The sequence below is a fragment of the Acidiphilium multivorum AIU301 genome, assembly GCF_000202835.1.
GTDB lineage: Bacteria > Pseudomonadota > Alphaproteobacteria > Acetobacterales > Acetobacteraceae > Acidiphilium > Acidiphilium multivorum.
The window spans coordinates 866811-880051 of record NC_015186.1 but is presented as its reverse complement, the minus strand read 5'-3'; the positions used below and the strand labels follow the sequence as shown (position 1 = coordinate 880051).

The 13241-nt window shown below is 70.4% G+C and carries 12 protein-coding genes; 3 read left to right on the top strand and 9 right to left on the bottom strand.

Annotated elements, in window-relative coordinates:
- Nucleotides 1-8: 8 nt before the first annotated feature.
- The 8 genes from ACMV_RS03835 to ACMV_RS03800 all read right to left on the bottom strand — a co-directional run bounded on the left by ACMV_RS03835 (nt 9) and on the right by ACMV_RS03800 (nt 10230).
- Nucleotides 9-704, bottom strand: coding sequence for an NADH-quinone oxidoreductase subunit B (locus ACMV_RS03835; RefSeq protein WP_013639612.1), 696 nt, complete (start codon nt 702-704; stop codon nt 9-11).
- A 4-nt stretch (nt 705-708) separates the two neighbouring features.
- On the bottom strand, nt 709-1107 hold the full coding sequence (gene ndhC, locus ACMV_RS03830; protein WP_013639611.1) for an NADH-quinone oxidoreductase subunit A: 399 nt from the start codon (nt 1105-1107) through the stop codon (nt 709-711).
- Nucleotides 1108-1292: 185 nt separating this feature from the next.
- Complete coding sequence (locus ACMV_RS03825; RefSeq protein WP_013639610.1) at nt 1293-3950, bottom strand: cation-translocating P-type ATPase; 2658 nt, start codon at nt 3948-3950, stop codon at nt 1293-1295.
- The gene (locus ACMV_RS03820) at nt 3937-4953 is read right to left on the bottom strand and encodes a sodium:calcium antiporter (RefSeq protein ID WP_013639609.1); all 1017 of its coding nucleotides are present in this window, start codon (nt 4951-4953) and stop codon (nt 3937-3939) included. The genes ACMV_RS03825 and ACMV_RS03820 overlap by 14 nt, the downstream gene beginning before the upstream one ends.
- A 192-nt stretch (nt 4954-5145) precedes the next feature.
- Nucleotides 5146-6195: an oxidoreductase gene (locus tag ACMV_RS03815; protein ID WP_013639608.1), complete on the bottom strand. Its 1050-nt coding sequence runs from the start codon at nt 6193-6195 to the stop codon at nt 5146-5148.
- A 77-nt stretch (nt 6196-6272) separates the two neighbouring features.
- A complete protein-coding gene (locus tag ACMV_RS03810; RefSeq protein ID WP_013639607.1) occupies nt 6273-7289 on the bottom strand; it encodes an FAD binding domain-containing protein in 1017 nt (338 codons plus the stop codon).
- Nucleotides 7286-9631: a xanthine dehydrogenase family protein molybdopterin-binding subunit gene (locus tag ACMV_RS03805; protein ID WP_013639606.1), complete on the bottom strand. Its 2346-nt coding sequence runs from the start codon at nt 9629-9631 to the stop codon at nt 7286-7288. The genes ACMV_RS03810 and ACMV_RS03805 overlap by 4 nt, the downstream gene beginning before the upstream one ends.
- Nucleotides 9632-9633: 2 nt before the next feature.
- Nucleotides 9634-10230 carry a (2Fe-2S)-binding protein gene (locus ACMV_RS03800; protein ID WP_013639605.1) on the bottom strand — a complete coding sequence of 199 codons (597 nt, stop codon included), beginning with the start codon at nt 10228-10230 and terminating at the stop codon, nt 9634-9636.
- A gap of 186 nt (nt 10231-10416) precedes the next feature.
- Here ACMV_RS03800 and ACMV_RS03795 point away from each other — a divergent pair, with 186 nt between their 5' ends.
- Complete coding sequence (locus ACMV_RS03795; protein WP_007423520.1) at nt 10417-10695, top strand: metal/formaldehyde-sensitive transcriptional repressor; 279 nt, start codon at nt 10417-10419, stop codon at nt 10693-10695.
- Between the two features lie 8 nt (nt 10696-10703).
- Nucleotides 10704-11996: a CDF family Co(II)/Ni(II) efflux transporter DmeF gene (gene dmeF / locus ACMV_RS03790; RefSeq protein WP_013639604.1), complete on the top strand. Its 1293-nt coding sequence runs from the start codon at nt 10704-10706 to the stop codon at nt 11994-11996.
- A gap of 31 nt (nt 11997-12027) precedes the next feature.
- On the opposite strand, the gene ACMV_RS03785 is transcribed toward dmeF, so the two are convergent.
- Nucleotides 12028-12423 carry a MerR family transcriptional regulator gene (locus ACMV_RS03785; protein ID WP_013639603.1) on the bottom strand — a complete coding sequence of 132 codons (396 nt, stop codon included), beginning with the start codon at nt 12421-12423 and terminating at the stop codon, nt 12028-12030.
- Nucleotides 12424-12501: 78 nt separating this feature from the next.
- Here ACMV_RS03785 and ACMV_RS03780 point away from each other — a divergent pair, with 78 nt between their 5' ends.
- The gene (locus ACMV_RS03780) at nt 12502-13209 is read left to right on the top strand and encodes a cation transporter (protein WP_013639602.1); all 708 of its coding nucleotides are present in this window, start codon (nt 12502-12504) and stop codon (nt 13207-13209) included.
- Nucleotides 13210-13241 lie beyond the last annotated feature (32 nt).

Here is a 13241-nt window from a genome sequence, read left to right as displayed (position 1 = left end):
CGCCCTCCCTAAACGCTGTCCGGCGTGGGGAGGCTGCCGGCCGCTTGCCTCTCCTGGTGTTTGAGATCGCGGAAGCTGGGCCGCTCGATCTTCTCGGCGCCGTTGGGACCGACCAGCCAGCTGAGCGGCCGGCGCTCGGAACCGATCGAGTTCTGCAGCAGCATCAGCCCTTCGAGCAGCGCGTCCGGCCGGGGCGGACAGCCGGGGACATAGACATCGACGGGCAGGAAACTGTCGGCACCCTGGACGACGGCGTAGATGTCGTACATCCCGCCGGAATTGGCGCAGGCGCCCATCGAGATCACCCAGCGCGGCTCAAGCATCTGGTCGTAGAGATACTTGATGACGGGCGCCATCTTCACGAACACGGTACCGGAGATGACGATCAGGTCGGCCTCGCGCGGGGTGGCGCGCAGCACTTCCGAGCCGAAGCGGGCGATGTCGAACTTGCTGGTGAAGGCCGTCGCCATTTCGACATAGCAGCAGGAGAGGCCGAAATTGAACGGCCAGATCGAATATTTGCGGCCCCAGGCCACCATGTCTTCCAGCCGGCCGAGGGCCACGTTGCGGCGCACCGCATCGGTGAAGGTGCCGCCGCCGGGGGATGGGGCGGCCGGCTGGCCGGCTGTGCCGAGGCCGCGGAGAAGAGGCGCGGTCGTGGAGAGCCGTTGTCCCGTCGCGCCTTTGCCGAATGTGAATCGCATGGCGTCAGCGCCTCCGCACTATCGCAAGCGCGCGGGGCTTTGGCCCCCATTCGAGCGCGCCGGCGCGCCACAGATAGGCGAGCGCGGCGAGCAGGGCGAGGATGAAGACCGAGATCACGACATAGCCGGTCCATCCGGCGGCATGGACGGCGGTGGCCCAGGCGTAGAGATAGGCGGCTTCGAGATCGAAGATCACGAAGAACATCGCGATGAGATAGAATTGCACGGGAAGCCGGAAGCGGGCGTAGCCGACGGTGACGATGCCGGATTCGAACGGTTCGATGGTGGCCCGTTTCAGGTGCCGCTGGCCGAGGAAATGGGACACGCCGATCATACCCGCGACCAGAGCGATCACGACAAAGGTGTAGACCAGCAATACCCAGTAATGGGCGTTATCCGCCATGGTCCGTGTCCATCCCGGCAGGCGTTTCTCGAACCAGCGAGTGCGGCTCGAGCCGCAAGACGACAAAACCTTTCCTCACAATCTGACACTATTGTGACCGCGCCTGTCAAGCGAGTCGTACTGGCAACGATTTCCGACCGCCATGGTCCTGAATGGATGGGCGTTGACGCGGCTTGCGGCGATGTTCATGCCGCCTGACGGCGCCGCGCCCGGAGGCGCCGGACCCATTTGACGAGCTCCAGCAGGATGAAGATCAGGCTCGATGCGAGGACGCAGACCGCGAGTTCGGCGGCGGTCAGAGGCGCGGCGTTGAACGCGCCGTTGAGGCCGGGCGTGTAGATCACCGCCATTTGAAGCGCGAATGTGAGGCCGATCGCGCCGAGCAGCGGCCTGTTCGAGAGCAGCCCCTGGGTGAACAGCGACGCGCGCGACGAACGGATCGCCATGACCTGCCACATCTGCACGAAGGTCAGCACGGTGAAGACCATCGTCTGCCAGTGGGTATCGCCGAGGCGGAGCGCTCCCGCTTCCGTGAACAGCGTGATCGCGGCCATGACGAGGCCGGACCAGAATACGTCCCATAACATGCCGTTATCGAACAGGCCCTCGCGCGGCGGGCGCGGCGGGCGGCTCATGATGTCGGGCTCGCCGGGTTCGGCCGCGAGGGCAAGGCCGGGCAGGCCGTCGGTGACGAGGTTGATCCAGAGGATCTGGATCGGCACCAGGGGGACCGGCAGGCCGAAGAACGGGGCGAGGAAAATGGCCCAGATTTCGGCCGAGTTGCAGGCGACCACGAAGCGGACGAACTTGCGGACATTGTCGTAGATGCGGCGGCCTTCGCGCACCGCCGCGACGATGGTGGCGAAATTGTCGTCGAGCAGGACGAGGCTCGCGGCCTCGCGGGCGACATCGGTCCCGCCGCGACCCATCGCGACGCCGATATCGGCATGGGCCAGCGCCGGCGCGTCGTTCACGCCATCGCCGGTCATGGCGACGATCTCGCCATTCGCCTGCAAGGCCGTGACGATGCGTATCTTTTCGGAGGGATCGACGCGGGCGAACACGCTCGCCTCGCGCACGCGCCGGGCCAGGGCCGGATCGTCGAGCGACTGGAGCTCGCGGCCGGTGATGACATCGCCGCCATCGCCGACGATGCCGAGGGCGCGGGCGATCGCGCGCGCGGTGACCGGGTGATCGCCGGTGATCATGACCGGGCGGATCCCCGCCGCCCGGCAGGTTGCGACCGCGGCGCGCGCTTCGGGCCGCGGCGGGTCGATCAGGCCGACGAGGCCGAGAAACGTCAGCTCCTGTTCCAGTTCGGCCAGCGCATCGCCGGATGGCATGGCATTGCGGACGCCCTGGGCGATGGCGAGCACCCGCAGGCCGTCCTCGGCCATCTGCGCGGCCGCCAGCGCGATCGGTTCGGGATCGAGCGCGGCGACCCCCTGCCCCGTCGTCATCGTGGCGCAGAGCGGGAGGACGGCTTCCGGCGCGCCCTTCGTGTAGGCGACGAAGCGGTTGCCGTCGCGATGCACGGTCGTCATCCGCCGGCGCGCGGAATCGAAGGGGAGTTCCGCGACGCGCGGGGTCAGCGCCGCCTCGCGCCCACGGTCGAGCCCGGCATCGGCGGCGGCGCGCCAGAGGGCGATTTCGGTCGGATCGCCGATGGCGTGGGCGGTTTCGTCCACGGCGATATCGTTGCAGAGAAGCAGGGCGCGGAGCAGCGGCGCGTGCCCGCCGAGCGCCGCGACGGGCTGGCGCTGGCCGCCGGCCCAGACCTCGGTCAGGCGCATGTCGTTGAGCGTGAGCGTGCCGGTCTTGTCCGAACAGATCGTGGTGACCGAGCCGAGGGTTTCCACCGCCGGCAGCCGGCGGATCAGCGCCTGCGCCCGGGCCATGCGGGAGGCGCCGAGCGCGAGCAGGACGGTGACGACGGCGGGCAGCGCCTCGGGGATGGCGGCGACGGCGAGGCTGAGCGCGGTGAGCAGCATCAGCAGCGGCGCCTCGCCGCGGAGCAGGCCGATGCCGAAGATCAGCGCGCAGATCAGGATCGCCGCGATGGCGATCTGCCGGCCGAAGACGGCGAGACGCTGCTGCAGGGGCGTGCGCGGGGCGGCGGCGGTTTCGAGCATGGCGGCGATGCGGCCGAGTTCGGTTGCCATGCCGGTCGCGACGACGACGCCGCGGCCGCGGCCGTTGAGGACGACCGTGCCCTTGTAGGCCATGCCGTGACGTTCGGCGAGCGGCTGGTCGTCCGGCGCCGCCGCGACATGTTTGACGACCGGCACGGATTCCCCGGTGAGCGAGGCCTCGCCGAGTTGCAGGCCTGCGGCTTCCAGCAGCCGGAGATCGGCGGGGATGGCGTTGCCGGCCTCGATGAGCACGATATCGCCCGGCACCAGACGGTCGGCCGGGAGGTGGTCGGGGTGACCGTCGCGCAGGGCGACCGCCGTGGGGGCCGCGAGGCGGCGCAGGGCGGCGACCGCCCGCGCCGCCCGCGCCTCCTGCGCGAAACCGATGACCGCGTTGAGCACGACGATCGCCAGGATCACCAGCGTGTCGGCGAGTTCGCCGATGACGCCGGAGAGAATGGCGGCGCCGATCAGCAGCAGGATCATGACATCGGCGAACTGGGCGGCCAGCATCGCCAGGCGGCCGCGCTGCCGGCCCTCGCGGATTTCGTTCGGACCGAAGCGGGTGGCGCGCGCCCTCGCCTCCTCGCCGGTGAGGCCCTGCGCCGCGTCGCTGCCGAGACGGGCCAGCACGGCGTCGGGGCCGAGCGCGTGCCAGCGCACGGCATCAGCGGTTTCGGGCCCGGCGCCGTGTTCGTCAGTGCGTGCCATGGAGGAAGATCACATAGGAATTCAGCAGATACATCGTGAACAGGCCGAAGCTGATCCAGCCGACGGTTTGGAAGATGCGCCGCTGCGGGCGATACAATATGCCGGCGATCAGCAGGCCCGACATGATGACGGCGGACAGCGCCGACACGACATGGACCGGCGAGACCCGGTAGAGGATCGGGCCCTGTCGGTAGAACAGGTCGTCGATGCCGAGGATGAGGATGTTGAACATGTTGCTGCCGAGCAGGTTCGCCATCGCCATGTCCACGGCGCCGATGCGGACGGCGACGACGCTGACCACCAGTTCCGGCAGCGAGGTGACGGCGGCGACCAGCAGCGTGCCGACGAAGGTCTGTTGCCAGCCCATCGCCGCGGCCAGCGCCACGGCGACGAATGGCAGCGCCGTGCCGGTGACGACGACGACCGCCGAAGCGAGCGCATAGCTGCGGACCGCCGTGCCGAGCGTGGTTCCGGCATAGCGGTCGGCCGCGTCTTCGGCGGCGTCCTCGCGGTGGTCGCGCTCGTAGAAGAAGACGGCGCGGGCGCCGAGCGCGTATAGCAGGAAGATGATCGGCGTGTAGCCGCCGACCCCGAATGCGGCGACGGCCATGCCCTGGCCGTGCAGGGCGATGTTCATGCCGACGAAGCCGATCAGCACGACGCCGAAGCCGGCGGAGAGGATGTGCCCCTGGCGCACCCGGCGGTAGACGCTCTCGCCGCGTTGCATGAAGTCGAGCACGATCAGGATCGCGAGGTTGAAGACGCAACTGCCGAAGACATCGCCCACCGCGGTGTCCGGCGCGTTGGCGATGGTCACGGCGCTGAGGCCGGTCGCGAGTTCGGGCAGCGAGGTGATGGCGGCGACGAGGATCAGGCCGATCCAGCCGCCGGTCAGGCCCGTCTTCACCGCGATGATATCGCCGTTGCGCGACAGCACCGGCCCGGCGGCGCCGACCAACGCGAGACAGGCGAAGAAGGCGAGCCAGGTTTCGGCGGCCGTCATCGCCGGGCGCGCCCGAAGGGGATGGTCCGTCCACCGTCGGTCCCGAGGGAGGCGGGACAGGGCGGCTTCCGCTCGCTGCTCGACATGTCCGAAGCCCGATCGCGCTGTGAGACCTATCGATCCCATGCCCGGCGGCGTGCGGCATTGAGGGAAATCAACGCGCCGGCATGGGCGCCGGAAGCCGATGATCCGCTATGCGCCTGAAACGGGAACGGCGGCGTTGCCGGTCGATGCGGCGCGGGCGGCGGCGTCGAGAACCGCCATGACCGCGAGCGCCTCGTCAGGCCGCACGGGATTCGGCGCGCGGCCGAGCAGCGCCTCGCGCAGCGCCGCGTAGAATGCCCGGTGGTCGCCGGCCGGCGCGGGCAAGGACAGCGGGGGGCTGGTGCCGTCGAGGAGGAGCAAATCGTCGGGATCTTCGCCCCAGCCGGGCGCGCCGGGGATCATGCCGGCGCGAAGCTGGTCTTCCTGCCGATCGGCCGCACGCTTGACCAGGGTTCCCGCCTCGCCATGGACGACGAAGCGATGCGATCCGCCGGCGGCCAGCATGCCGGCGTGCAGGATCACGCGCAGGGCGGGATATTCGAGGACGACATGCGCCCAGTCCTCGACCGTGGCGCCCTGCCGCTGGGCGGCGAAACTCGCGATGACCCGCGACGGAGATCCGAACAGGCAGAGCGCCTGGTCGACGAGATGCGGACCGAGATCGAGCCACAGCCCGGCGCCGGGGCCCGCCGCCTCGCGCCAGCGCGGGCGGACCTGGGGGCGGAACCGGTCGACATGGGATTCGAAGTGGCGGACCGCGCCGATGCGGCCGGTTTCGATCGCCTGGCGGATGGCGAGGAAATCGCTGTCCCAACGGCGGTTCTGGAAGACCGCGACATGGCGTCGCGCCGCTTCGGCCGCGGCGACCACGGCCTGCGCATCGGCGTGCGAGAGGGCAAAAGGCTTGTCGACGACGACATGCTTGCCGGCGGCGAGGGCCATTTCGGCGAGCGGGCGATGCGAGTCGTTCGGCGTGGCGATGACGACGAGGTCAATATCGTCGCGCCGGAGGAGCGCGGCGGGGGCCGGCTCGACCGCGATGCCGGGCAGGTCGGCCTGCACTTTCGCCGCATCGCTTGAGGCGACCGCGACGAGCGAATAGCCGGCCGTGGCCCTGATGAGCGGGGCGTGAAACGTGCGGCCGGCATAACCGTAGCCGATCAGCCCCGCGCGGATATGTCGTTCGTTGTCGGCCATCCCGTCGTCTCCGTCCCGATGCGGTTGCAGGATGGCGATTGCAGCGGCGGGGGATGATCGTCAAGCGCCGGGCGCGGCTATGCGACCGCGGTCAGGATCGCGCGGCGGATGAGGGTCTCGAACAGTTTCAGCTTGTAGACGTTCTTCGCGAGCGGCGTCGCCCCGGCGAGGGCGGCGCGCGCGGCCTCGCGGGCGGCATCATCGGTGATGACGCGCCCGCGCAGCGCCGCTTCCGCGGCGCGCGCCCGATGCGGCACCGGCGCCGCCGCGCCGAGGATGATGGCGGCGCGCGTGCAGGTTCGGGCAGTATCCATCTCGATCAGCACGGCGACATCGGCCAGCGGCCAGTCCATCGAATCGCGCTCGCCCTGGCGCAGATGCGCCATGCGGGCGCCGGACGGCGGGGTGGGCAGGACGATCGCGGTCAGGATTTCATGCGGCTGGAGATCGTTCTCGCGTTGCAGGTCGATGGCCGGCCCGACGAGGAAATTCTCGAGCCTGACGCGGCGGGAGGTTCCGTGCGCATCGGCGAGGTCGACGAAGGCGCCGAGCGCGACAAGGACCGTCGCGGCGGTGGAGGGATGCACGATCGCGCAGGGATGGTTGTCGAAGATCGCGTGATACTGGTTCTCGCCGTCGATCGCGAAACAGTGGCCGCCGCCCTTGCGCAGGCAGCGATAGGCGGCGGAGCGGAAATACCAGCAGCGGGGGCGCTGGAGCAGATTGCCGCCGAGCGTTGCCACGTTGCGGATCTGCGGGCTGGCCGAGTGGCCGATGGCCGAAGCCAGCGCGGGATAGCGCTCGCGGACGAGCGGATGCGCGGCGATGCCGGCGAGCGTGGCCGCTGCGCCGATGTGAAGCCCGTCGGCACCCTCGCGGATCGCGTCGAGGCCGGGAATGTCGATGACGCTCACCAGCATGGCGGGCGCCACCAGATCTTCCTTGAGCAGGTCGAGCACGTCGATCCCGCCGGCGCGCAGGAGTGCGACGCCGTTCGCCGGGCCGGCGCGGGTCATCGCTTCCGCCATCGTCGTGGAGGCCGAGGCGGCGGCGGCGGCGATCGTCGGGGCGCGGAGCGTGGCGAACGGCTTCATGGGGGCAGGTTCCGGGACGGAGAGCCGCCAAGCGCCGCCAGCACCGCGGCCGGGGTCATCGGCAGGCGCCGCATGCGGATGCCGATGGCGTTGCGGACGGCGTTGGCGATCGCCGGCGCGGTGGCGATGTTCGCCGGCTCGGCGATGCCGTAGGCATCGGTTGCGCTGTTGGCTTCATAGTTTTCGAGGAGGACGACGTCGATCGCGGGGGTCTCGTACGGTCCGGCGATCTTGTATTGCTCGAGATCGGGGTTGACCATGCGGCCGGTGTGACGGTCCATGATGCGGTCCTCGAACAGCGCGTAGGACAGGCCCATCAGGATGCCGCCATGAACCTGGCTTTCGATCTGACGCGGGTTCATCGGGCGGCCGCAATCCTGGACGGCGAGCACGCGCTCGACCCGGATGATGCCGGTTTCGGTATCGACCGCGACGGCGGCGAACTGCACGCCGCCGAGATCCTGCCGGGCCGTCGCCGCGTCGCCGTAGCGTTGCCCGAAGCCGGCGTAATCGTCGGCGCGGGAGGCGACTTCGCTGATGGAATCCGTGCGCAGCCGCGCCGTGACCTCGCCGAAGGCCAGGCCCCGGGCAGGATCGTCGCGGACGATGATCCGCCCGGCGCGGGCGATCAGGGCATCCGGCGCGACGCCCAGGCGCTGGGCGGCTTCGGCCAGCAGGCGGCGGAGCACGCGCCAGGCGGCGGTGCGGGCGGGCGGCGTGATCGACGCCGTCGTGCGGCTGCCATAGGACGGCGGCCCCGACGGAAAGATGGTATCGCCGATGCGGACCGTGATATCCTCCGCGCGCAGGCCGAGGACTTCCGCCACCGTCTGGGCGAGCACCGTGGTGATGCCGGTGCCGATATCCTGCACGCTCGACATCACCTCCACCGAGCCGTCGCGCAGGACACGGACCTCGCAGGCCGCGTTGATCTGCACATGCGCGCCCCAGTGGGACTGCGCCATGCCGATGCCGCGCTTGACCGGCCCCCGATCCGAACCCGGCGGATGACGGGCGGCCCAGCCGAAGCGCGCGGCGCCGATCCGCCGTTCCTCGCGGCGGACCGGGCTGGGATCGATCCTGTCACGCAGGGCAACGGGATCGAGCGCGAGGCGTTCGGCGAGCTCGTCGATCGCCTGTTCGAAGGCGAAGGCGCCCGGCACGTTTCCCGGCGCGCGCATGGCGCAGCCGGGCCCGGCATTGGTGAAGACGTCGCGATGCGATGTCAGCAGGTTCGGACACCGGTAGACCGCGCCGGCAAAGTCGCCGACGCCGGCGCCGAGCGCCACGCCCGCCGTGCCATGGCTGGTCAGTTCGATCGCGGTCAGCGTGCCATCGCGCCGGGCGCCGATGCGCAGGTGCTGGAACGTGCCGGGGCGGTTGCCGGAATCGACCTGCTCCTCGGCGCGGGTCAGCACCAGGCGGACGGGCGCGCCGGCCGCGCGGGAGAGGGCGACGGCGGCGCGCCCATAGGTGCCGAGGGTCGATTTCGAGCCGAAGCCGCCGCCCATGCCGTCGACCACGACACGCACGCGGCTGAGCGGGAGGGCGAACGCGGCGGCGAGTTCGTGGCGGATGCCGGCGGTGAACTGGGTGGACATGTGGACGGTGAGCCCGTCCTCCGTCCAGTCCGCGACGATGGCGTGGGGCTCCATGCAGCAATGGGTCTGCACCTGGGTGCGATAGGTGCCCTCCACCACCACATCGGCCGCGGCGAGGCCGGCGGCGACGTCGCCCCGCCGGTCGATCACGGCGGCGCGGACATTGCCGTGTCGGGCGAGACCGGCGGGGGCGGGGAAGCCGGAGGGATGGCCGGCCGGCGCGGTGCCGGGGGCATAGACCGGCGGCGCTTCGCTGGCGCGGGCGTCTTCCATGTCGACGACGAAGGGGAGCGCTTCGTAGTCGACACGGACGAGATCGAGCGCCGCCCTGGCGATGGCCGGCGAGTCGGCGGCGAGTGCGGCGACCGGCTGGCCGGCATAGCGGACCATGCCCGACAGGGGATCGCCGGGCTGCGCCAGGATGACGACCGCACGGACGCCATCGAGCGCGCGGGCCGCGCCGGCGTCGATCGCGCGGATGCGGGCATGCGCGAGGGGCGCGCGCAGCAGGCGGGCATGCAGCATGCCGCGCGGCGCGATGTCCACCGTGTAGCGCGTGGCGCCCGTGACCTTGTCGCGCCCGTTCAGCCGGGGAACCGAACGGCCGATGACCGCGAGTTCGGCGTTCGGCGGCAGCGGCGGCGGCTCGTCCGCCGGCACCGACCGCTCGATCGACCCGAGGCCGGCCCCGGCGATGCCGTGGGGGAAGCGCTCGGTGCGGCGTGACGGATCATGCGCCATGCTCAGGATTTCCGGACACGCGCGGCGTCGAGCGTCGCCGCGATGACGTGCGGATAGGTGCCGCAGCGGCAGAGATGGCCGCTGATGGCCGCCCTCACCTCGGCGTCGGTCGGTGCCGGCACGGAGCCGAGCAGGGCGGCGCAGCTCATGACCATGCCGGGCGTGCAGAAGCCGCATTGCAGGGCGTCGTGCGCGATGAACGCGGCCTGCACGGGATGGAGGTCGTCGCCGCGCGCCAGCCCCTCGATCGTCGTGACCCGATGCCCCGCGGCATCGATGGCGAGGAACATGCAGGAGACGATCGGCTTGCCGTCGAGCCAGACGGTGCAGGCGGAACAGGCGCCGCGATCGCATGCGACCTTGGTGCCGGTCAGGCCGAGCATCGTGCGGAGCGCATCGGCGAGGGTCGTCTGCGGCGGGATGGCGAGGACGTGGCCGGTACCGTTGACCGTGAGGGTGACGGGGATTGCGCCGGGGCCGAGCACCCGCCCGGCATCCGCGGCAGGCGGTGCCGCCGCGGCGGGACCGGGCACGCCCGCGGCGGCGGCGGCCAGCGCCGAACCGCATATGAACGACCGTCGCGAAACATCATGCTCCACAGTGCAGGATCCGCCGCTCGAGGTTGTCCGGAACGGCATCCGCGCGGATGCCGATACTGGTCATTGTGGATAGCATCGGCCGGCGGCTCCTGCGTTGACCCATGTCAAGGGCGGTCGCGCGCCGGGGCCGTCCGGCGGCGCTGCGCCCCCCTGTTATAGGGAGGGGGAGTATGCTAGAGATGCCGGATGACCCATACCGTTCGTGAAAAGCGGAAGCTGCTGGCGCGCGTCCGCCGGATCCGGGGCCAGGTCGAGGCCATCGAGCGGGCTCTCGAGGCGGAGGCCGGCTGCGAGACCGTCATGCAGCAGATCGCCGGGGTCCGCGGGGCGATCGCGGGGCTGATGGCGGAGGTCGTCGAGGATCACGTCCGTTCGCACCTCGTGGACGCGGACACCCATCCCGACGCGCAGGACAACGACGCGACCGAGCAGCTCCTGGCCGTGATCCGCGCCTATCTGAAGTGAGGCAAGACATGTCTGATCAAACGACCTTCGCAGGGCACGACCATATTTTCCTGCGCGCCGACCATGAGCGCAGCGAACGCCGCACCTGGTGGGTGATCTGGATCTGCACGGCGATGATGATCCTGGAGATCGTCGGCGGATCGCTGTACGGGTCGATCGCGCTGGTGGCGGATGGCCTGCACATGAGCACGCATGCCGGCGCCCTGCTGCTCGCCGCCCTCGCCTATCGCTACGCCCGCAAGCACGCCGGCGATCCGCGCTTCAGCTTCGGCACGGGGAAGTTCGGCGATCTGGCGGGGTTCACCAGCGCCATCGTCCTGGCGATGATCGCCCTGCTGATCGGCTACGAGGCGATCAGGCGGTTCTTCGCGCCAGTGCCGATCGATTTTGCCGAGGCCCTGCCGATCGCCGGGCTCGGGCTCGTCGTCAATGTGGTCAGCGCGCTCATTCTCGCCGGCGGGCATGACCATGGCCACAGCCACGGCCATGCCCACGGACATGGGCACGGGCACGGGCACGGGCACGGGCACGGGCATCATCACGGACACGCCGGGGATGACCACCACCATGACGACGAGACGCACCTCGTGACGATCGGCGGTGCCGCCATGCGCCTCGGCATTTTCGAGGATGGCGTGCCGCCGCGGTTCCGCCTGGCGGCGGAGGATGGCGATCTGCCGACGGCGGCGGCGGTGACGATCGAGACGATCCGCGCCGGCGGCCGGCGCCAGGCCTTCACGATGACGGCGGCCGACGGCTACCTGGAATCGCACGAGGAAATTCCCGAGCCGCATGAATTCACCGCGGTCGTTGCCATCGGCGATGCCAGCGGCGCCGTGAACTTCGTCGAGCACGAGCACGCCCATGAAACCACCGGGCGCGACAACAACATGCGCGCGGCGGTGATCCACGTCGCCACCGATGCGGCGGTGTCGATCCTGGTGATCGTCGGCCTTCTGCTGGCGCGCGCCTTCGGCTGGCGATGGATGGACCCGGCGGTCGGCATCGTCGGCGCGCTGGTCATCGCGAGCTGGGCGTTCGGCCTGATCCGCGACACCGGCGCGATCCTGCTGGACATGACCCCCGACCGCCGTCTCGCGCAGCGGCTGCGCGAGACGATCGAGGCGGATGGCGACGAACTGGCGGACCTGCATCTCTGGCGGCTCGGCCCGGGGCATCTGGGCGCCATCCTGTCGGTGCGGACGGCGAGCGGGCTGGGCGCTGCCGACTACCAGCGGAAGCTCGCCCGCTTCAGATCGCTTTCGCACCTGACCGTCGAGGTCCATGCGCGATCGGCGTGACGGAACGGACGCGAGGGCGCGGCGCGCCGGCTCACCGATCGGACGCCAGGGCTCCGAGGATGCGGCAGCGGGCGATGCTGCGCGAGGAGCAGGCATCGACCATCGATGCCAGTTCGCGGCGCAGGGCGGTGAGATCGGCGATCTTGCGATCGATCTCGTCGAGATGGTCGCGGGCGATCGCGTCGACATCCTCGCATGAGCGGTCGCGCTGATCCGCCAGAGCGAGCAGCGTGCCGATACGGTCGATCGGGAAGCCGAGGGCGCGCGCGCGCCGGATGAAGCGGAGACGCCCGACATCGGTCTCGCGATAGCGGCGGTAGTTTCCCGCCGTGCGGGCCGGCGGCGCCAGCAGGCCGATCCGCTCGTAGTAGCGGATCGTCTCGATCCTGACGCCTGTCTTGCGGGAGAGTTCGCCGATTCCGAGCAAATCGCACCTCCTTGACCCTGTAGCGGCTACAGGGTCGAGATTGGCGCGGCGATCCCCGTTGTCGAGGCTTTTGTGATCATGGACGAAGCCCCTGCCACCATCGAGCCAGCACTTCAGGACCATTGCTGCGCCGCGGCCGGCCCAACAGCCGGCACGAGCCCGGCGCCGGCGCTGCGCGCGGAGAGGGCGGCGCTGATCGGGCGCGCCTTCCGGCTGGAATATGCAACGCTTGGCTGGATGGCGATCGAGGCGACGGTGGCCATCCTGGCGGGGCTCCGGGCGCGCAGCGTGGCGCTGGGCGCCTTCGGGATCGACAGCGTGATCGAGATCGCCTCCGCGCTGGTGCTGATCTGGCGCCTGAACGTGGAGCTGCGCCGCGGCGAGGCGTTCGGCGAGCAGGCGGAACGCCTCGCGGGCCGGCTCGCCGGCGGGCTGCTGTTCGCCCTTGCCGCCTCTGTCGTCATCATGGCGGCGTTCAGGCTGGCGGCGCGGGCCGGCGCTTCGTTCTCCTGGCCCGGCCTCGCGGTGACGCTCGCGGCGATGCCGGTGATGTATCTGCTCGCGCGGCGCAAGATCGCCGTCGCCGATGCGCTCGGCAGCCGCGCGATGCGGGCCGATGCGATGGAGAGCATAACCTGCTTCTATCTCTCGCTGGTCGTCGTGATCGGCCTGGCGGTTCAGGCGGTCACCGGCGCCTGGTGGGTGGACGCCGCGACCTCTCTGGGTGTTGTCTGGTTCCTGGTCAGGGAAGGCCGCGAAGCCTGGACCGGCACCTGCTGTTGCTGACCCGGCATCCGGCCGGTTCGGAGGAGTTATCC